Here is an 18,831-nt window from a genome sequence, read left to right on the forward strand (position 1 = left end):
CGGGTCCGGGCGGGACCGGACGCGTGCGGTCAGAGGCGGGAGGTGAAGGTGGCCAGGAAGCGGTGCGGGGTGACCGTGCCGGCGTTGTCGAAGCAGATCACGTCGACGTCGGCGTCGGTGGTGTACGTCCACGGCTGGGTCAGGTGGCAGTAGTTGCTGCCGGCGCCCTGCGCCACCACCTGGGCGTGCGTCTCCTTGAGACCGATCTGCGGGAAGGTCGCCAGGTAACGGCCGGCGGGCGCGATGGCCGCCACGGTGTTCGCGCCGACGCCGAGCACCGAGTTGTCGTTGGTGGGTCCGCCGACGGCGGTACCCAGGTAGCCGAAGTACGACGGCGGGCCGAGGGAGCCGATCACCGGCCGGCGACGGTGGTACGAGAGAACGAAGTCGGTGTTGACGGCGGCCCCGGCCTGGTCGTAGCAGAAGACGTACACCTGCACCTCGGTGCCGAGCGCGCCCCAGGAGTTGACCTTGCACCGGCGGGGTCCGGCGTTCGGCTGGACGGCGGTGACCTGCACGTCGCCGGCGAGCACGCCGGCCAGTCCGACGCCGGGGAGTCGTACCAGGTACTGCCCGACGCCCACCGGCCCGACGGCGTTCACCGCGCCGGTCGAGTTGTACGACTGCACCGTCACTCCGCTGGTCCACTGCACGTACGCGTGGGAGGTGCCGGCCGGCAGGACGCCGGAACTGGTCGTCCAGAGGACGGTGAACGGGGTGTCCTCGCGGGTGCCGCCGGGCCGGTGGCACTGCACGTCGACGATCTCGTCCGCGCCGGACTGGAACCAGCGGACCACCTCGCAGTAGTGCCCGGTCCGGTTCACCGGGGTCACGTGCGGCACGCCCCGCGAGCTGGCGCCCACCTGGGGGAAGCGGACCTGGAACCGGCCGGGCGCGAGCTTGACGCCGTCGGCCCAGGCGGCGGGGAACGCCGTCTTCCAGCTACCCCACTGCCGGCTGGTGTCCAGCACGGTCCACACCGGCACGGTGGGGTCCTTGACGAACGCGAATCCCCAGCGGTCGGCGGTGGCCGCGGCGGCCGGCGTCGGTGGGGCGAGCGCGCCGGCGGCCAGGACGGCGGCCAGCGCGGCGGTGACGAACGAGCGGAGACGCATGTGTTCCTCCATGTGACAGGGACGTGTCGGGGAGGAGTGTGCTTTCCGTGACGATGCGCTGACAGTCGGCTACTGCGCGCTCCGGTGTCGGGTGTCCGCTACCGAACGGCGGCCCCACGCCTGCGCGTGGGGCCGCCCGAGCGGATGCGATGCGTGCGGATCAGCCGCCGGCGAAGGTCACCTCGGTGCCGCACTTGGCCTTCTGGTTGAGGCAGGACTTCACCAGGGGGCCGAGGTGGGTCGGGTCCCAGGCGTTCATGAAGTCACCGTGCATGGAGGACGGTTTGCCGGAGGAGAGGCTGAGACCGTTCCCGCCCAGCGACTGGTAGTTGACCATGAAGGAGAGGTTCGGCACCGCCACCGGGTACTTGCCGGTGCAGACGCCGTTGACCGGGTCGCCCATGTGCGACTTGTGGTCGGGGGAGTCGATGTTCTTGCCGTCCCAGCAGTCCTTGAAGACGAGCTGGAAGATGAGGTTGCCGCCGGAGGCGCAGACCGGCCAGTTGCCGTCGGAGCTGCGGCCGGTCTCGGCACTGCCGGCACACCAGAACTGGTTGCTGCCGGCGTTCTTCGGAGTGTCCACCTGCTTCTTGGCGTCGCCCTCGACCATCCGCAGGCCCGGCGGGAAGGGCTTGACGGTGGACGGGTCCTTCACCCGGGAGCCGTAGTAGACCCGGAAGCTCTTCATCGGTACCGGCTTGCCGTCCTTGCGCAGCTCCGGCGTCCAGTACGCGCTCAGGTCACCGGGGGCGTTGCAGGTCGTCGTCGAGTTGAGCAGCTTGTCGGTGGTGGTGAAGGCGTCGATCTTCGGGCCGAAGAAGGTGTGCATGTGCGACGCGCCCGGCAGGCCGGGGACGACGATCGGGTCGTCCGGAGCGGAGTTGGCGAGTTCGCAGTCGGTGTGGAACTCGGGGACCCGGGTGGTTCCCGGCGTCACGGGCTTCGGCGTGAGCTTGTCGAAGGCCGCCAGCTCCTTGTCCCACCGGGCCTGGTCGACCGGCACCCAACCCGCCGCGGGCGCGGTGCCCGGCGTGGTGGGTGTCGTGCCCGGGGTGGTGGGGGTGGTGCCCGGGGCCGTCGGCGTCGCCGGGGGAGAAGCCGGGGTGGGTGACGTGCTCGGCGTGCTGCCGGTCGCGGAGCCGAACGTGAACCAGTTCAGGTTCACGAAGTCCGACCGGGAAGCGCTCTTCATGACGGCGAAGACGGTCTGCGGGCCGGCCGGCACGCTGGCCGCCGTGGCGGTCACCGTCGTCCACTTCTGCCAGCCGCCGGTGTGGGCGATCGGGAAGCTGGCCAGCAGGGCGCCGGTCTGCGTACCGAGGCGCAGCTCGACGGCGCCGCCGTCGGTGTTGTTCGCGGCGACCCGGGCCTTCAGGTCGGCGCCGGTGATCGAGACGCCGTCGTACCGCAGCCAGTCTCCATTGCCGAGCCAGCCGACGTTCCGGCCGCCGTCGGCGTCGCCGGTGCTCTCGGTCTGCGCGCCGGACTGGGCCGCGAAGGCCTCTGCCTGGATCCGGCCCGGCACGGCGACCTCTTCGGCCTGGGCGCCGGCGATGTAGATGCCGCTGCCGACCAGGGCGGCGGCGACCCCCGAGGCGAGCGTGATGCGAGCAATGCGGCGGCGCTTGCGCGCCCGGTCCGGCGGTGCGACGTGCGCGGGGGGAGGATTGCGCATTACCAGTGATTCCTTCGAGTCGACGATGGCGCTCTGTCGGATGAAGTATGTGCACGTCGGAGGCTTGCGGCAATCTGCGGAAAAAGAATTAAGGGAAGTCCTTGGCAAGCGTCCTGGTGGCCGCCGAGTCGGCTCCGGATAACAATTTTTTGCCCTCGCATCCTTAAGTTTTTATTAATACTGATGGCATGCCTGCCAGGACTGGCGTCCCGCGCCTCACGCGTCAGCCGGGGCGGCTGGTCGCCTTCAGCGACGCCGTCTTCGCCATCGCCGTCACGCTCCTCGTGCTGGAGATCCAACCGCCGAAGGACTTCGGACACCTCCTGCGGGGCCTCGGCGCGTTGTGGCCGTCGTACCTGGCCTACGCGCTGAGCTTCCTGCTGGTGGGTCAGGTGTGGGTCAACCACCACGTCATGTTCGACCGTGTCCGGCACGTCGACCGTCAGGTCCTGTTCCTCAACACGTTGCTCCTGATGGTCATCGCGTTCCTGCCGTTCTCGACGTCGCTGCTCGCCGAGGCGCTCCGCGCGGAGCAGGGGCTGCGGACAGCGGTGGTCGTCTACGGCACCACACTGTGGGTGGCGGCGGCCCTGTTCAACGTCGTCTGGGCCCACCTTCGTCGGGCCCACCTCCTGGACCCCGACCTCGGCCCGCGCGGTGTCCGGGCCATCGGCCGCCGGTTCGCGCTCGCCCTGGCCTGGATCGGCTCGGGCACCCTCGTCGGCGCGTTCCTGCCCATCGCGGGCGTGGTCATCATCGCGGCCTTCCTGCCCGCCTACTACCTGCCCATCCGCGGTGAGGACGGCGAGTCCACCGACCGTCCCGGCTGACTCGACGAAAAACTTGGACGTGGCTGTCGATCGGGGCCGGGTCCGTTCGTAGCCCTGGTGAGAGCCCGGCATCGAGCCGGGCCACCCACCCGCTGGAGGGCACGATGACCACGACCGCGCACACCACCCGCGCCACCGGTTCGACCGTCGGCGCGCTGGTCCGGACCGGCCTGATCGCCACGGTCGCCGCAGCCGCCGCCACCATGATCGTCGCCGGCGCCGGCCAGGCTGCGGGCGTCAGCCTCGACGTGAGCGGCGCTCCGATACCGGTGTCCGGATTCGGTGTGCTGACCACCGTTTTCTCGCTGGTCGGTGTCGTCCTCGCAGTGCTGCTGTCGCGGTTCGCGCGGCGACCGCGGCGGACCTTCATCCGTACGACGGTGGCGCTGACGGTCCTGTCCCTGGTGCCGGACGTCATCGCCGACGCCGACACGGCCACCAAGGCGCTGCTGATGCTCACCCACCTGGTCGCCGCCGCGATCGTGATCCCCGCCGTCGCGCGCCGCCTGGCCGCCTGAACTGCCACCATCGGAACCGTCACACCACAGGAGGATCGACATGAAGCAGTACCTGTTGTCCGTGCACTTCGTCGAGGGCGCGCCCGCCATGTCCGACGAGGAGGTGGAGGTCATGTTCGCCGAGACCGGCCGGATCAACGACGAGATGCAGGCCGCCGGCGTCTGGGTCTTCGGCGGCGGCCTCGTGTCGCCCGACAGCGCCACCGTCGTCCGGATCGACAACGGCGCCACCACCATGAGCGACGGGCCGTTCGCCGAGACGAAGGAGCACCTCGCCGGATTCTGGATCATCAAGTGCCCGGATCTGGACCAGGCGCTCGCCTGGGCGGAGAAGTGCGCGGCGGCCTGCGGTCCGATCGAGGTACGCCCCTTCGACGACCTCTCCCAGGCCTGACCCGGAGCCGGTCGACCGACATGGACCTGGCGAGCGTCTACCGCGCGGAGTACGGCCGTTGCGTCGCCACCCTGACACGCCTCCTCGGCGACATCAACCTGGCCGAGGAGGCGGTCCAGGACGCCTTCACCACGGCCGTGCAGAAGTGGGACACGTTGCCGCCCAACCCGGGCGCCTGGATCGTGACCACCGCCCGCAACCGGGCCGTCGACCGGCTCCGCCGAGAGTCCACCCGCCAGGCCCGGCACGCCCAGGCCCTTCTGCTCCACCAACCGGACGCACCCCAGGAGGTGGGACCCGTGAAGGACGACCAGTTACGACTCATCTTCACCTGCTGCCACCCGGCGCTCGCCCCGGAGGCGCGGACGGCCCTCACCCTGCGCCTGCTCGGTGGCCTCGAGGTACCGGAGATCGCCCGGGCCTACCTGGTCCGCGAGACGACCGTCGCGCAGCGGATCGTGCGCGCGAAGAAGAAGATCCGGGACGCGGCCATCCCCTACCGGGTGCCCGCCGAGCACGAGCTGCCGGACCGGCTGCCGCCCGTGCTCACCGTGCTCTACCTGATGTTCAACGAGGGCTACGCCTCCACCGCCGGGCCGCTGATCAGGACGGACCTCTGCGCCGAGGCGATCCGGCTGGCCCGCGAGCTGGCCGCGTTGATGCCGGACGAGCCCGAGGTGCTGGGTCTGCTCGCCCTGCTCCTGCTGATCGAGGCGCGTCGCCCGGCCCGGCTCGGCCCGACCGGCGAGCTGGTGCTCCTGGCCGACCAGGACCGGTCACTGTGGAACACCACCCTCATCGCCGAGGGGCACGACCTGGTCCGCCGCTGTCTGCGGCGCAACCAGCCCGGCCCGTACCAGATCCAGGCCGCGATCAACGCGGTGCACACCGACGGCGCGGCCACCGACTGGCGACAGGTCCTGGCGCTGTACGACCAGCTCCTCGCGCTCACGCCGAACCCCGTGGTGGCGCTCAACCGGGCGGTGGCGGTGGCCGAGGCGCACGGTCCCGAGGCGGCCCTCGCCGCGCTGGAGACGGTCGAGCTGCCCGGCTATCACCGGCTGCCCGCCACCCGGGCCGAGCTGCTGGCCCGGCTCGGGCGCGACGCGCAGGCCCGCGCGGCCTACGCCGAGGCCATCGCACTGACCAGCAACGAGACCGAACGCGCCTTTCTCGAGGCGCGTCGCAGCGAACTCACCCACGGCAGGAGACCAGCGTGACCGCCACCTACACCTTCGACGTCTTCAGCAGCCTCGACGGCTTCGGCAGCACCACCGGCAACTGGGGCGGCTACTGGGGCAAGCAGGGCCCGGAGCTGCTGGAGCGTCGCCTCGCCCTGTACGACGATGAGCACCGCATGGTCTTCGGTGCCCGCACGTTCGAGCTGTTCCGACAGCTGCTGGCCGACAGCACCGAGGAGTCCGGCATCCGCGACGCCTGGGTCACCCGGATGAGGAGCCTGCCGGCGACGGTGGTGTCGAACACTCTTCCGGGCCCGCTCGACTGGCCGGACGCCACCCTCGTACGCGGCGACGCGGTCGACGTGGTCGCCCGGCTCAAGGAGGAGTCCGAGGTGCCCCTGCGCTCGCACGGCAGCCTGTCGATGAACCGGACGCTGATGGCCGCCGGCCTGGTCGACCTCGTACAGGTGACGCTGTTCCCGGTGGTCACCGGTCAGACCGGAACCGAGCCGATCTTCCACGGAGCGGCCGACTTCGACCTGGAGCTGGTCGAGACCCGTACGCCTCGACGGCCGGACCCAGGAACTCGTCTACCGACCCACCCCGCACAACTGAATCCGCCGGGTTCGCCTCGGCGTGGCCGGGGCCGTCGACACCCCGTCTCGTCGATGCACCACATTGATACTCGCCGTGGCCCGTTCGGTAGCCTCTGACACGCTCTGACAACGTCTGACAAAGTCGTCTGACCTGGGGGACTGATGAAGGACCAGCGTGTCGCCGCGGAGTCGGGTCAGGACGGACGGCCCGCCGAGAGGTTCGCCGAGCAGTTGCGGGCACTGCGCAGCGCCGCGGGCGACCCCTCGTTCCGGAAGATGGCGGGGCGATCAGGACGGATCTCGCACACGACCCTGCACGAGGCCGCCGCCGGGACCCGGTTCCCCTCCTGGGAGACCACGCGGGAGTTCGTCCGAGCCTGCGAGGCGGACGAAACCCTGTGGCGGCGCCGCTGGGAGGAGGCGCAGCGCCCGCCGGCGGCAGCCCGACCCGGCGGAGACGCTGACCTCGCGCCGACGAACGCCGCATCGACTCCGGCGATCGCCGCATCGACTCCGGCGATCGCCGCGTCCGCGCCGACGGAGCAGGGCGTGCTACAGCTCGACGCGGATCCGCGGGCCGAGGAGCGCGTGGTGGGTACGCGGCGGTCGCGTCTGCCGTGGCTGAACGCCGCAGCGGTGGTGCTGGTGGTGGCGGTGGCCGCCGCCCTGGGCGTGAGCATCCGTGGCCGGTCCGGCTCGGACGGCTCCGGCACAGCGAGGCCGTCACCGACCGTTTCACCGTCCACTTCGGCGTTCTCGGACTCGCTGATCCCCGGGGACTCGAGCAAGTTCGTCGCCGACGTCACCATCCCCGACGGCACCCAGGTGAAGGTGAACACCCAGTTCGACAAGGTGTGGGCGCTCGCGAACGTGGGAAAGGTCGACTGGCACCACCGGTACCTGGCGCGGATGGACACCGCCGCCGACGGCGCCGGCTGCCGGACACCGGATCGGGTGCCGATCGGTGACACGCCCCCCGGCGAGCAGGTGATGATCCGCGTTCGGGTCACCGCGCCGAGCCGGCCCGGCAGGTGCTGGGTCAGTTGGAAGATGGTCGACGAGGCCGGGCGGGAGTACTTCCCGACCCGACGGCCGGTGTACTTCATGGTCACCGTGACCGCCTGAGGTCAGGTCGCGGTTGTCAGGTGCGGGCCTCGAATCAATTCGAATCAACCTGACAACACCGCATTCATCGAGGTCGGTGACGGCCTGACGGATCTGACAGGACACCGGGGGTACCGAACACCAGGGCACTTCTCGCAGGGTGATGTCGAACCGAGAACGACTCACCACTTGCGAGGAGGACCATTGTGCGCCGTCCCTGGTTAACCGCCGGACTCGTCGCGCTCTGCGTGGCCGTCGGCGTTCCGGCCCACGCGGGGGCATCCGGCGCCGCAGCGCAGCGGACCGCCACCACGGCCGCGCTGCCGGTCGTGGACATGGAGGCCACCGTCCTGGCCGCGCAGATCGATCCCCGCCGCCCCGACAACACCCTGACGCCCGGCGCGAAGAGCTCCGTGCTCGCCGTCGAGCAGGCGTTGCAGGCGCAGGGCCTGCTGAACGCGCAGTGGGTCGACGGCTACTTCGGCACCGTGACCGTCTCCGCGTACGCCGCCTACCAGCGCTCGCTCGGCTACACCGGGCTCGCCGCGAACGGCCTGCCCGGGGTGACATCGCTGACCAAGCTCGGGCAGAACCGCTACACGGTCACCAAACCGATCGGACCGGGCGCGAAGGTCGCGCGCGACGGGTACGTCGTCAACGCCCGGACCCAGGCGATGCTGGCCGAGGCGCAGCGTCTGCTGGGCCAGACCCTGGTGCTCGAGCAGGGCTCGTACAACCCCGGGGGCGACCCGACCTCGGCCGGTACGCACGACGGCGGGGGTGTGGTGGACATCGCGGTCACCGGCATGACCGCGACCCGGCGCACGGCCATCGTCCGGGCGCTGCGGCGGGTCGGCTTCGCCGCCTGGGTCCGTGACCCGAGTCAGGGCGACTGGCCGTGGCACATCCACGCCGCGGCGATCAGCGACACGGACCTGTCCAGTCAGGCGCAGCACCAGACCGGCGACTACCACCTCGGCTTGAACGGCCTGGCCAACCGTGGCCCGGACGACGGCCCCCAGATCCCGATCCAGACCTGGGAGCAGTACCAGCGCGGGTAGCGACCCGCACCCTTCCACCGTTTCTGAAAGGACACCATGAACATCCGGAAGAGCCTGGCCGCCTGCGGCGTCGCGTTGGCCGCGGCCACCTCGATCCTCAGCGTCGCGTCGCCCGCCTCGGCGGCGGCCCGCGACGGGGTCTGCGACAGCGGCGAGTTCTGCTACTACTACAACAGCGACAACGCGGGGTCCATCTCGGACTTCACCGGTTCGCTCGACGACTACGGCACCGAGCAGCCCTCGTGCTACGACTTCAAGGGCGCCGGCGCCGGCAAGGGCCTGTGCATCAAGAACGAGGCCGCCTCGGTCTGGAACCGCAGCACCAAGACGGTACGCGTCTACTACAACAGCGGCTACGCCGGTTCGTACCAGGACTTCGCGGCCGGTGCGAAGGGCAACCTGAACGCCACGCTGAAGAACAACAACGCCTCGCACCAGTTCTCGCCGTCGTCGCGCACGAACCTGTCGTACGCCCTGTACCAGGCCAGCGGCGGCGCGGTCACGTGTGGCTTCGACGGTTACACCACCACGCCCGGCCGGCACGAGGGCATCGACATCGCCCGTAGCGTCGGCTCGGACGTGCACGCCCTGGTCTCCGGAACGGTCACCTACGTGGCGCGGGGCGCGACCGGCAGCGGCGGCCTGTCCACGATCTCGGTCTACAACTCCTCGCTCAACAAGACGGTGATCTACCTGCACACCGCGCCCAGGTCCGGGGTGAGCGTGGGCGACGCCATCAGCAAGGGCGAGATCATCGCCGACGAGTCGTGGCACGGGGTGTCCTCCAGCTCGGGCGCGCACACGCACGTCGAGGTCCGGTCCGGTCGGCAGACCCACGCGTCCGTCAGCGTCAACGACCCCGTCCTGGACAACGCCGACCCGACCGCGTTCTGGAACTCCCAGGGCTACAACGAGAGGTAGGACGCCGTGAATCTCCGCAAGGGCCTCGCCGTCATCGGCGCCGTCCTCGCCATGTCCACCTCCATCCTGAGCGTCGGCTCGCCGGCGGCTGCGGCAGAGCGGGACGGGACCTGCGACAGCGGCGAGTTCTGCTACTACTACAACAGCAACCAGGCCGGCTCGGTCTCCGACTTCACCGACTCGCTCGACGACTACGGCACGACCCAACCGACCTGCTACGACTTCAAGGGTGCGGGCGCCGGCAAGGGCCTGTGCGTGAAGAACAACGCGGCGTCGGTGCGCAACCGGACCGGCAAGACCGTGCGGGTCTACTTCAACAGCAACTTCGCCGGCGCTTACCAGGACTTCGCGGCCGGCGCGACTGGCAACCTCAACGCCACGTTGAAGAACAACAACGCCTCGCACGAACTGCTGAGCGGGGCGACGGGCTGTAGCACCGACGGCACCAACAGCAAGCTGCCGAGCACCATCCTCGTCTACCGGGTGAGTCTCGGCCGGGTCGACCGGGTCGACTTCAAGACGTACGTCAAGAACGTCCTCCCGAACGAGTGGATCACGAGCTGGCCGGCTGCCTCACTGGATGCCGGTGCGATGGCCGTGAAGAGCTACGCCTGGTACTGGGCGCTGCACTCGACCCGGAAGACCTCCGGCGGCCAGTGCTACGACGTCCGGGACGACACGGGCGACCAGGTCTACCGGCCGTCGTCGGCGCAGAGTTCGACGTCGGCGGCGGTGGACCGGACCTGGTCGACCCGGATGACCCGGAGCGGCAACATCCTGCGGGCGCACTACTGCGCGACCACCACCGCGTGCGGTGGCTGGGTGGACGGTGACTGGATGTCGCAGTACGGCTCGCGTGATCTCGCCAACGCGGGCAGCAGCTACCAGGCGATCCTGCGCCACTACTACCGCGACGTGGTCATCTCCTGACGTCACGCGTCGACCCGTGCCGCCCGCCGCGCATCCGCGGCGGGCGGCACGCTCGTGGGCGGCCCGCCGCGCCCGCGCCGCCGGTACGGCGACAGGTGGCAGACTCGGCGGAGTGAACGACATGGTCGCACCGACGATGGACGGTGAGCTGGAGAGCGTCAGTCTGGTGGACCTCGCCGTCTCCCGGTTGACCCGGGAGATCCTCAGCGGCAAGAGCGATCCGGGGGAACGCCTCGTCGAGGAGCAGCTCACCCGTCGGCTCGGGATCAGCCGCGCGCCGTTGCGGGAGGCGCTGCGGCTGCTGGCCCAGCAGGGGCTTGTCGAACATGTGCCGCGGCGCGGTGTCCGGGTGGCCACCCTCTCCGACCGGGACGTGCGGGAGCTGTACGAGCTGCGGGACGTCCTCGAACGGTTCGCGGTGCGGGCGGGGATCCCGGTCGCCCGGGAGAGCGAGCTGGCCGGGTTGCGGGCGACGCTGGACGCGATGCGGGAGGCGACCCGGGTCGGCGACCGGATGCGGGTCGCCGAGTCGCACCGGGCGTTCCACGTCGCGCTCGTCGCGCTCGCCGGCAACCGCCAACTGTCCGCCGTGTACGGCTCGATCCTGGTGAAGTTGCAGCTCTACATGGCGATCAATCTGCGGCGTGAGGCGGAGGTGGCGCAGCCGTTGGACGGGGTCCACCGGCACGAGCGGTTGTTCGAGGCGGTCGCCGGGGGCGACCCGGAGGAGGTTCTCGCCGTGCTGTCCGGGCACGGCGCCCGCTCCTACCTGGACTGATCGGCGGCCGACCGGCCGTCATGTCCCCGTTACAGAACGCGCCGTCCGCTGTAACAGAACGGTCGACAATCGACTGTATGCCAGAGCCAGTCGGATCCATCTCGGAGCTGCGGACGGCGTACCGCGAGGGCCGCCTCACCCCGGCGGACCAGGCCGAACGCGTACTCGACGGGCTCGCGTCCAGCGGCGGCGGGCCGGTCTGGATCAGCACCGTGCCGGCCGACGACCTGCGGGCCCGTGCCGAGACGCTGACCCGCCACGGTGATCCCGCGTCCCCGCTGTACGGCGTCCCGTTCGCGGTCAAGGACAACATCGACGTCGCCGGGATGGTCACCACGGCCGGCTGCCCCGACTTCGGGTACCTGGCCGCGACGGACGCACCCGTCGTGCGCCGACTGCTCGACGCGGGCGCGCTGCTCGTCGGCAAGACCAATCTGGACCAGTTCGCCACCGGCCTGACCGGCGCCCGCTCGCCGTACGGCAGTGGCGAGAGCGTCTTCGGCGGCGGCCTCATCTCCGGCGGCTCCAGCTCCGGATCGGCCGTCGCGGTGGCCGCCGGCCAGGTCAGCTTCGCCCTGGGTACGGACACCGCCGGCTCCGGCCGGGTGCCGGCGGCGCTCAACGGGATCGTCGGCCTCAAACCCACCCGCGGTCTGCTCAGCACGGCCGGCGTGGTGCCCGCCTGCCGCTCGCTCGACTGCGTGTCGGTCTTCGCCGCCGACGTGCCGGACGCGGTGGACGTGCTGCACGCCGCCCGTGGCGTCACCCCGGCCGACCCGTGGAGTCGCCCGTTACCGGCGGAGCGGGTGGTCGCCCGCATGCCGGGCACGCTACGCCTCGGGGTGCCCTGGGCAGAAGACCTCGAGTTCTTCGGCGACACCGGGCAGGAAGCCCGCTTCGCCGCCGGCGTGCAACTGCTGCGTACCCTCGTCGGATCCCTGCGGTCGGTGCCGCTCGACGCCTTCTTCGCGGCGGGTGACCTGCTCTACCAGGGGCCCTGGGTGGCCGAACGGCTCGTCGGCCTGGGTGACTTCCTGCGGTCGCGCCCCGAGTCGGTGTTGGCGGTCACCCGGGCGGTGCTGGAGACCGGCCGGCGCTACGACGCGGTCGACGCCTTCCGGGGGAAGCATCGTCTGCGGGAGCTGCGCGCCCAGGTCGACCGGCTCTGGCAGGACGTCGACGTGCTGGTCGTGCCCACCGTCGGCACCACGTTCACCCTCGACGAGATCGCCGAGGATCCGATCGGGCGCAACGCCGTGCTGGGCCGCTACACCCAGTTCGCCAACCTGCTCGACCTGGCCGCGGTGACGGTCCCCAACGGCTTCACCGCCACCGGCCGGCCGGCGAGCCTGACCCTGCTCGGCCCGGCATTCAGCGACACCACCCTGGCCCGGCTCGCCGCCGCCCTCACCACGGGCGGCGACGCCGTGCCCGGCCCACCGGTCGGTGCGCCGCCCGCCGCACCCTCGGCGGAGGTGCTGCTCGCCGTGGTCGGCCGGCACCTGAGCGGCGAGTCCCGCAACGGCGAACTGCTCGCGTACGGCGCGACTTTCGCGGGCGCCGCCCGTACCGCGCCGCTCTACCGGCTCTACCGGATGGACACGGCCGACGGCGAAGGGCTGCCGGGGTTGGTCCGGGTCGCCCCGGACACCTCGGCGGGTCACCCGATCGAGGTCGAGTTGTGGCGGCTGCCCAGCGCCGCGCTCGGTGGGCTGCTGGCCGGCGTGCCGGCACCCCTCTCGCTCGGCTGGGTCCGGCTGCACGACGGACGGGACGTGCTCGGCTTCCTCTGCGAGGCGTACGCCGCCGGCCCGCCGGCCGAGGACATCAGCGCCAGCGGTGGGTGGCGGGCCTACCGCCGTTCCGCCGCCGCCCGGCGGTGAACCGGGCCGCATCAGCGATCACGACAGGAGGCGAGAGGATGGGAAGCATCGGGCCGGTACCGGCCAACCCCTACCCGTGGCCGTACGACGGTGTCGCCGACACCGCGCGCACCGCGCTGCTCTGCATCGACTGGCAGACCGACTTCTGCGGTCCGGGCGGCTACGTCGACGCGATGGGCTACGACATCGGCCTCACCCGGGCCGGCCTGCCGGCCACCGCCCGGCTGCTGGAGCACGCCCGGTCGCTCGGGATGCTGGTCGTGCACACCCGGGAGGGGCACGATCCCGAGCTGTCCGACCTGCCGGCGAACAAGCGCTGGCGCTCGGCCCGCATCGGCGCGGAGATCGGCGGGGCCGGCCCGGCCGGCCGGATCCTGGTGCGCGGCGAGCCGGGGTGGGAGATCGTGCCCGAGGTCGCCGCGCTGCCCGGCGAAGTGATCATCGACAAGCCCGGCAAGGGCGCCTTCTACGCCACCAACCTGGACCTCGTGCTCCGGACCCGGGGCATCACCCACCTGATCCTCACCGGCATCACCACCGACGTCTGCGTGCACACCACGATGCGCGAGGCGAACGACCGGGGGTACGAGTGCCTGATCCTGGCCGACTGCACCGGCGCCACCGACAAGGCCAACCACGAGGCCGCCCTGCACATGGTCACCATGCAGGGCGGCGTCTTCGGCTGCGTCGCCACATCCGACGACGTCATCGCCGCCACGGCGAAGTGAGGTGAGCCATGCCGACCATCGCCGCCGCGCGACCCGGCCCGTACTCCTTCGACATCTCGACCACCGCGCTGCTCGTCATCGACATGCAGCGGGACTTCCTGGAGCCGGGCGGGTTCGGGGAGAGCCTCGGCAACGACGTGAGCCAGCTCCGCCGTACGATCGCGCCGCTCGCCGCCCTGCTCGCCGACGCCCGCGCCGTCGGCCTGGCCGTCGTGCACACCCGCGAGGGGCACCTGCCGGACCTGTCCGACTGCCCACCCGCCAAGCTCAACCGGGGCGCGCCGAGCAAGCGGATCGGGGATCCCGGACCCACCGGCCGGATCCTGGTCCGGGGCGAGTACGGCCACGACATCATCGACGAACTCGCGCCGCTGCCGGGCGAACCGGTCGTCGACAAGCCCGGCAAGGGCGCGTTCCACGCCACGCACCTGGACGTCCTGCTCGCCGAGCGGGGCATCCGCAGCCTCCTGGTCGCCGGGGTCACCACCGAGGTGTGCGTGCACACCACCGTCCGCGAGGCCAACGACCGGGGGTACGAGTGCCTCGTACTCGCCGACTGCGTCGGGTCCTATTTCCCCGAGTTCCACCGGGTCGGGCTCGACATGATCGCCGCCCAGGGCGGCATCTTCGGGTGGGTCGCCGACTCGACGCAGGTCCGCGCCGTGCTGCCCACCACGTCCGCGTTGCAACCCTCCTCCTGACCGGGAGCAGCCATGGTCTCCGCGAAGCCCACCGTCGTCCCGCTCCCGTTCTGGGTGCGCGGCGACACCAACGCGTTCTTCGGTTTCGGCGTCAACGTCCTGGTCAACGTGCTCACCCTGACCGGGCTCTGCATCGGGGTGGTGAAGCTGCCCGAGGGGGAGGTGTTCGGCACCATCCTGCCGGCGCTCGGCATCGCCCTGGTCGCCGGCAACATCTACTACACCTACCTGGCCCGCCGCCTGGCCCGCCGCGAGAACCGCGCCGACGTGACGGCCCTGCCGTACGGACCGAGCGTGCCGCACATGTTCATCGTCATCTTCGTCATCATGCTCCCGATCTACCTGCGCACCCAGGACCCGGTACGCGCCTGGGAGGCCGGGCTGGCCTGGGCCTTCATCATCGGTGTGATCGTGCTGATCGGCGCGTTCGTCGGGCCCTACATCCGCCGGTACGCGCCCCGGGCGGCGCTGCTCGGCACGCTCGCGGGCATCTCGATCACCTTCATCTCGATGAACCCGGCCGGGCAGATGTGGCGGATGGCCTGGATCGCCCTGCCGGTCTTCGCGTTGCTGCTGATCGGCCTGCTCACCGACGTGAAGTTGCCGTTCAACTTCCCGATCGGGCTGGCCGCCCTGCTGGTGGGCACCGCGATCGGCTGGGCCGGCGGGGCGATGTCGGTGCCGGACGTGACGGCCGCCGCCCGGGACATCGCGGTCGCCGTACCCTCGTTCAAGCTCGACCTGCTGTTCACCGGGCTGTCCGACATGGCGCCGTTGCTGGCGACGGCCATCCCGCTCGGCGTCTACAACTTCACCGAGGGCATGACGAACGTGGAGAGCGCGGCGACGGCCGGCGACAACTACAACCTGCGCAGCGTGCTGCTGGCCGACGGCGCGGGCGCGGTGATCGGCGCGGCGCTCGGCTCGCCGTTCCCGCCCGCCGTCTACGTCGGTCATCCGGGCTGGAAGGCCGCCGGTGGACGCAGCGGCTACTCGATGGCGACCGGCGTGGTGATCGCCGTGCTCTGCTTCCTCGGCATGTTCGGACTGCTCGCGGCGATCTTCCCGACCGCGGCCATCGTGCCGATCCTGCTCTACATCGGCCTGCTGATCGGGGCGCAGGCGTTCCAGGCGACCCCGCGGGCACACGCCGCGGCCGTGGTCGCCGCGCTGGTGCCGAACATCGCGGCGTGGGCGACCGGGCAGATCGACAACGCCCTCGCGGCGGCCGGCACCAGCGCCGCCGCGGTCGGCGACGGCGCGCTCAACGGCGCCGGCGTCGTGTACGACGGGCTGCTGGTGCTGGGCCAGGGCGCCATCCTCGCCGGCCTGGTGCTCGGCGCGGTGGTGGTCTTCGTCATCGACAAGCGGTTCGTCCGCGCCGCGATCTTCGCCGGCTCCGGCGCGGTGCTCTCGTTCGTCGGGCTGATCCACGGCGAGCGGATCGAGTGGAACGCCAACGGCCAGGTGGCGCTCGGCTACCTCTTCGTCGCGGTGCTCTGCGGGGTCTTCGCGCTCGGTCGGCCCACGCCGCGCGAGCCCGAACCGGGGGAGGCCGACCTGGACGAGTCGCCCGCCGTGGCCGCGCCCGACGCCGGTCAGGAGGCCGCGACGCCGCAGGCCGCGGCGGTACGTGGCTGAGCATCGACCCGCCCGAGGAGAGGGAGAGGACGTACCGGATGGAGATCGATCGCGCGGACGTGGTCGCCGAGGTGGCGGCGGCCTTCGCCGGCTACGAGCGGGCGCTCACCGACGGTGACGCCGAGGCGATCTGTGGGTACTTCTGGGACTCCGACCGGACGGTGCGGTTCGGCCTCGCCGACCACCAGTACGGACTGGACGAACAGCGCAAGTGGCGGGCCGCGCAGCCACCGCTGCCGGCCGGCCGCCGGCTGGTCGAGACGAGGATCAGCGCGTTCGGCCCGGACCTCGCGGTCGTGACGACCCGATTCGGGTACGCCGACCGCGCCGCCACCGGGCGACAGACCCAGACCTGGGTACGGCTGCCCGTCGGCTGGCGGATCGTCACCGCCCACGTCTCCGAGCCCGCGCCGGACCTCGGCTGACCCCGCCGCCGAGCCGGCACCCGCCCAGCCCGACCCAACGCTCGACTGACACGACGAAGCGCCCCGTCCGGTGTGGACGGGGCGCTTCGTGGTGTCAGCCGAACGGCGTGCCGGGCGTCGGACGGTCCTCGTCGGCACGCGACGGCGGCGTGGCCACCTCGATCCGGGGCGACCGGTCCGGCGGCAGATGGGCGGGGTCGGCGATGACGACCACGTCCACCTCGCCGTCGACCATCTTCTGCTCGACGGCCTCCCACGGTGCGCGGATGATCCCGTTCAGTCGGTAGTCATGTCGGCGCAGGTGGTGCAGGCACGTCGCGATGGCCTGTTCCGACGGCTCGATGTCGGCCGGTACCCAGATGATCGCTAGCTCCATGATCTCTCCTGATCAACGTCGTGGACGTGGCTGGGTGATCAGGAGCTGCCGGGGTGGCGGGGGACCCCGCGGTACGGGTCGACCGGTGGCCCGGCTGTCCAGGGGGCCGAGGGCACGCCCTCGACGCAGCGGCCCGATGGTCGGCGGCGTGTCGGTCGCCGACGCGGTCAGGTCGGGGCCCCCGGCGCCGGTGTTGGTGGGCGCGGACACGAATGCGGGTACCAGCGCGGGTGGCACCGGTAGGGGAGGAGGCGCGGGGACCGGCGTCGGTGACTTCTCGGCCGTCATCTCCGCCGGCCTGCGTGCCCGCACGCGGCGGTCGGCGGGGTCGGCGCGGGATGCTCGCACCGTCACCGGTGGCGACGACGGTGGGGTACGGCGCGCGGTTGTGGAGGTGACCGGCGTCCGCGCGTCGGGTGGCGGGGACGAGCGTCGGGGCCCGGATGTTCGGGTGGGCGGGGGAGTCGCGGGTTCGTCCGTCGACGCCCGTGACCCGGTGACCTTCGGCAGGGGCAGGGGGGCGGCGGTCGGCAGAGGGACTGCCGTCGGCAGCGGGACAGCGCTCGGCAGGGGCAGGGGCAGTGCCGTCGGCAGCGGCAGGTCGATCCGCAGGGGAGTGTCGAGCAGGCCCCGCGCCGACGAGCCGACGACTCCCCCAGCGGTGGCGGTCTCCGCCGGCCCGGTGGTCGCCGGCGTCGGGACTCGCGTCGTCTCGGCGGAGGCGGGCTCGGCGCCCAGGGCCGCCGCGAGCGCGGCGGCGCCGAGTGCGACCGCGCCGAGCGCCACCGGTGGCGGGCAGTGTCTCGGCGGCGTCACGCGGGTGCCGCCGAGCGTCGCGTCAAAGCGGCATCGGCACGTCGACGTCCCTGGCCGAGCAGTCGCTCGTCGACCCGCCGCGTACCACCCATGCGCGGACTGTTGCCCCTTGAGAACTCGGGCTACACCTGTCGCGGGCGATCGACGTACCTCGCGGTAGCGGGGACCGGGAAGGCCGACTCTGTGAGCGATAACAAGGATCGCGCCCCTCGATACCACCGCACGATCCGGCCGCGCTGACCCCGCAGCGGTATCGGCTCGGGTCGATGCCGAGCGAGGGCCGTTTGTCCGGCTCGTTACGTCTTGACGAACAGCATGTTATCGCTCACCCTCGATGCAGAGGTCGGCGGCGTCGGTGACTCACCGGGCGGGTCCCCGTGGTCGCGCCTCGCCGTACGGCGTCCCTCCGGGCAACGGACGCCGTCTCAGGACTCGTGTGGTTCCCGGCGAACGCCGGCCGATCCCGCGTGCGCCGGCGCCCAGGATGACCGTCCCGGATTCCTCGGCCCAGTCGGCGCGCGCCGCCGGGAACAGGTCGTCCTGAGCGAAGTGGCACATCACCACCGCCGATGCACCCACTCCAGAAGGATCGACATGAGACCAAGAAGAACTCTGCTGGCGACGGCGACCCTCGCGGTCGCGCTGACCGCGGGTATGACGGTCGCGCTGGCTCCCACGGCCAGCGCCGGAACGACGTTGAAGGCGTCGGCCGCCGAGAAGGGCCGTTACTTCGGCGCCGCCGTCGCGACGGGCAAGCTCTCCGACAGCCAGTACGTCAGCATCCTGAACGGCGAGTTCAACAGCGTCACCCCCGAGAACGAGATGAAGTGGGACGCCACCGAGCCCCAGCAGGGTCGGTTCAGCTACACGGGTGGTGACCGTCTCGTCAGTCACGCGCAGGCCAACGGCATGAGCGTGCGCGGGCACGCGCTGCTGTGGCACGCCCAGCAGCCGAGCTGGGCGCAGGGCATGTCCGGCACCGCGCTGCGCAACGCCGCCATCAACCACGTCACCCAGGTCGCCACCCACTTCCGCGGCAAGATCTACGCCTGGGACGTGGTGAACGAGGCGTTCGCCGACGGCGGCAGCGGCGGCCGACGCGACTCGAACCTGCAGCGCACCGGCAACGACTGGATCGAAGCGGCGTTCCGCGCCGCG

At 71.4% G+C, this 18,831-nt stretch carries 20 protein-coding genes; 16 read left to right on the plus strand and 4 right to left on the minus strand.

Annotated elements, in window-relative coordinates; genetic code table 11:
* Nucleotides 1-29: 29 nt before the first annotated feature.
* Nucleotides 30-1,115, minus strand: coding sequence for a hypothetical protein (locus AC3EN4_RS07860; protein WP_435205251.1), 1,086 nt, complete (start codon nt 1,113-1,115; stop codon nt 30-32).
* Between the two features lie 160 nt (nt 1,116-1,275).
* Nucleotides 1,276-2,790 carry a DUF1996 domain-containing protein gene (locus tag AC3EN4_RS07865; protein WP_435205252.1) on the minus strand — a complete coding sequence of 505 codons (1,515 nt, stop codon included), beginning with the start codon at nt 2,788-2,790 and terminating at the stop codon, nt 1,276-1,278.
* A gap of 188 nt (nt 2,791-2,978) precedes the next feature.
* On the opposite strand from AC3EN4_RS07865, the gene AC3EN4_RS07870 reads away from it, so the two are divergent.
* The 15 genes from AC3EN4_RS07870 to AC3EN4_RS07940 all read left to right on the plus strand — a co-directional run bounded on the left by AC3EN4_RS07870 (nt 2,979) and on the right by AC3EN4_RS07940 (nt 16,481).
* Entirely contained in the window at nt 2,979-3,620 is a 642-nt protein-coding gene (locus tag AC3EN4_RS07870; protein ID WP_435205253.1) for a TMEM175 family protein, read from the plus strand.
* Nucleotides 3,621-3,724: 104 nt separating this feature from the next.
* Entirely contained in the window at nt 3,725-4,138 is a 414-nt protein-coding gene (locus AC3EN4_RS07875; protein WP_435205254.1) for a DUF6069 family protein, read from the plus strand.
* Nucleotides 4,139-4,178: 40 nt separating this feature from the next.
* The gene (locus AC3EN4_RS07880; RefSeq protein WP_435205255.1) at nt 4,179-4,532 is read left to right on the plus strand and encodes a YciI family protein; all 354 of its coding nucleotides are present in this window, start codon (nt 4,179-4,181) and stop codon (nt 4,530-4,532) included.
* Between the two features lie 20 nt (nt 4,533-4,552).
* Nucleotides 4,553-5,752: an RNA polymerase sigma factor gene (locus AC3EN4_RS07885; protein WP_435205256.1), complete on the plus strand. Its 1,200-nt coding sequence runs from the start codon at nt 4,553-4,555 to the stop codon at nt 5,750-5,752.
* Nucleotides 5,749-6,426 (plus strand): dihydrofolate reductase family protein, encoded by a 678-nt coding sequence (locus AC3EN4_RS07890; protein WP_435205257.1) that lies wholly within the window; start codon nt 5,749-5,751, stop codon nt 6,424-6,426. Before AC3EN4_RS07885 ends, AC3EN4_RS07890 begins: the two co-directional genes overlap by 4 nt.
* A 45-nt stretch (nt 6,427-6,471) precedes the next feature.
* Nucleotides 6,472-7,434 (plus strand): NBR1-Ig-like domain-containing protein, encoded by a 963-nt coding sequence (locus tag AC3EN4_RS07895; RefSeq protein WP_435205258.1) that lies wholly within the window; start codon nt 6,472-6,474, stop codon nt 7,432-7,434.
* 185 nt (nt 7,435-7,619) lie between these two features.
* Nucleotides 7,620-8,474, plus strand: a complete 855-nt coding sequence (locus tag AC3EN4_RS07900; protein WP_435205259.1) for a peptidoglycan-binding domain-containing protein — start codon at nt 7,620-7,622, stop codon at nt 8,472-8,474.
* 36 nt (nt 8,475-8,510) lie between these two features.
* The gene (locus AC3EN4_RS07905; RefSeq protein WP_435205260.1) at nt 8,511-9,395 is read left to right on the plus strand and encodes a peptidase inhibitor family I36 protein; all 885 of its coding nucleotides are present in this window, start codon (nt 8,511-8,513) and stop codon (nt 9,393-9,395) included.
* Nucleotides 9,396-9,401: 6 nt separating this feature from the next.
* Nucleotides 9,402-10,325: a SpoIID/LytB domain-containing protein gene (locus AC3EN4_RS07910; protein WP_435205261.1), complete on the plus strand. Its 924-nt coding sequence runs from the start codon at nt 9,402-9,404 to the stop codon at nt 10,323-10,325.
* A gap of 121 nt (nt 10,326-10,446) precedes the next feature.
* Entirely contained in the window at nt 10,447-11,103 is a 657-nt protein-coding gene (locus tag AC3EN4_RS07915; protein WP_435205279.1) for a GntR family transcriptional regulator, read from the plus strand.
* A gap of 77 nt (nt 11,104-11,180) precedes the next feature.
* On the plus strand, nt 11,181-12,986 hold the full coding sequence (gene atzF / locus AC3EN4_RS07920) for an allophanate hydrolase (protein WP_435205262.1): 1,806 nt from the start codon (nt 11,181-11,183) through the stop codon (nt 12,984-12,986).
* A gap of 38 nt (nt 12,987-13,024) precedes the next feature.
* Nucleotides 13,025-13,714 carry a biuret amidohydrolase gene (biuH, locus tag AC3EN4_RS07925; RefSeq protein WP_435205263.1) on the plus strand — a complete coding sequence of 230 codons (690 nt, stop codon included), beginning with the start codon at nt 13,025-13,027 and terminating at the stop codon, nt 13,712-13,714.
* 8 nt (nt 13,715-13,722) lie between these two features.
* A complete protein-coding gene (locus AC3EN4_RS07930) occupies nt 13,723-14,415 on the plus strand; it encodes a cysteine hydrolase family protein (protein WP_435205264.1) in 693 nt (230 codons plus the stop codon).
* A gap of 12 nt (nt 14,416-14,427) precedes the next feature.
* Complete coding sequence (locus AC3EN4_RS07935; protein WP_435205265.1) at nt 14,428-16,056, plus strand: regulator; 1,629 nt, start codon at nt 14,428-14,430, stop codon at nt 16,054-16,056.
* Nucleotides 16,057-16,094: 38 nt separating this feature from the next.
* Nucleotides 16,095-16,481 (plus strand): AtzH-like domain-containing protein, encoded by a 387-nt coding sequence (locus AC3EN4_RS07940; protein ID WP_435205266.1) that lies wholly within the window; start codon nt 16,095-16,097, stop codon nt 16,479-16,481.
* A 94-nt stretch (nt 16,482-16,575) separates the two neighbouring features.
* Here AC3EN4_RS07940 and AC3EN4_RS07945 read toward each other — a convergent pair whose 3' ends face one another.
* Nucleotides 16,576-16,857 (minus strand): hypothetical protein, encoded by a 282-nt coding sequence (locus AC3EN4_RS07945; RefSeq protein WP_422735401.1) that lies wholly within the window; start codon nt 16,855-16,857, stop codon nt 16,576-16,578.
* Nucleotides 16,858-16,869: 12 nt separating this feature from the next.
* Nucleotides 16,870-17,673, minus strand: a complete 804-nt coding sequence (locus tag AC3EN4_RS07950) for a hypothetical protein (RefSeq protein ID WP_435205267.1) — start codon at nt 17,671-17,673, stop codon at nt 16,870-16,872.
* A gap of 594 nt (nt 17,674-18,267) precedes the next feature.
* On the opposite strand from AC3EN4_RS07950, the gene AC3EN4_RS07955 reads away from it, so the two are divergent.
* Nucleotides 18,268-18,831, plus strand: a 564-nt coding sequence (locus AC3EN4_RS07955; RefSeq protein WP_435205268.1) for an endo-1,4-beta-xylanase, incomplete at its 3' end; no start/stop codon positions are given.

The organism is Micromonospora sp. bgisy143 (assembly GCF_057708145.1).

What these genes read in the sequence shown, in the direction of transcription:
- AC3EN4_RS07945 (WP_422735401.1), bottom strand. Translation starts at nt 16,857, where the DNA reads ATGGAGCTAGCGATCATCTGGGTACCGGCCGACATCGAGCCGTCGGAA.
- AC3EN4_RS07905 (WP_435205260.1), top strand. Translation starts at nt 8,511, where the DNA reads ATGAACATCCGGAAGAGCCTGGCCGCCTGCGGCGTCGCGTTGGCCGCG.
- biuH (WP_435205263.1), top strand. Translation starts at nt 13,025, where the DNA reads ATGGGAAGCATCGGGCCGGTACCGGCCAACCCCTACCCGTGGCCGTAC.
- AC3EN4_RS07875 (WP_435205254.1), top strand. Translation starts at nt 3,725, where the DNA reads ATGACCACGACCGCGCACACCACCCGCGCCACCGGTTCGACCGTCGGC.
- AC3EN4_RS07915 (WP_435205279.1), top strand. Translation starts at nt 10,447, where the DNA reads ATGGTCGCACCGACGATGGACGGTGAGCTGGAGAGCGTCAGTCTGGTG.
- atzF (WP_435205262.1), top strand. Translation starts at nt 11,181, where the DNA reads ATGCCAGAGCCAGTCGGATCCATCTCGGAGCTGCGGACGGCGTACCGC.
- AC3EN4_RS07930 (WP_435205264.1), top strand. Translation starts at nt 13,723, where the DNA reads ATGCCGACCATCGCCGCCGCGCGACCCGGCCCGTACTCCTTCGACATC.
- AC3EN4_RS07940 (WP_435205266.1), top strand. Translation starts at nt 16,095, where the DNA reads ATGGAGATCGATCGCGCGGACGTGGTCGCCGAGGTGGCGGCGGCCTTC.
- AC3EN4_RS07885 (WP_435205256.1), top strand. Translation starts at nt 4,553, where the DNA reads ATGGACCTGGCGAGCGTCTACCGCGCGGAGTACGGCCGTTGCGTCGCC.
- AC3EN4_RS07895 (WP_435205258.1), top strand. Translation starts at nt 6,472, where the DNA reads ATGAAGGACCAGCGTGTCGCCGCGGAGTCGGGTCAGGACGGACGGCCC.
- AC3EN4_RS07865 (WP_435205252.1), bottom strand. Translation starts at nt 2,790, where the DNA reads ATGCGCAATCCTCCCCCCGCGCACGTCGCACCGCCGGACCGGGCGCGC.
- AC3EN4_RS07935 (WP_435205265.1), top strand. Translation starts at nt 14,428, where the DNA reads ATGGTCTCCGCGAAGCCCACCGTCGTCCCGCTCCCGTTCTGGGTGCGC.
- AC3EN4_RS07880 (WP_435205255.1), top strand. Translation starts at nt 4,179, where the DNA reads ATGAAGCAGTACCTGTTGTCCGTGCACTTCGTCGAGGGCGCGCCCGCC.
- AC3EN4_RS07870 (WP_435205253.1), top strand. Translation starts at nt 2,979, where the DNA reads ATGCCTGCCAGGACTGGCGTCCCGCGCCTCACGCGTCAGCCGGGGCGG.
- AC3EN4_RS07860 (WP_435205251.1), bottom strand. Translation starts at nt 1,115, where the DNA reads ATGCGTCTCCGCTCGTTCGTCACCGCCGCGCTGGCCGCCGTCCTGGCC.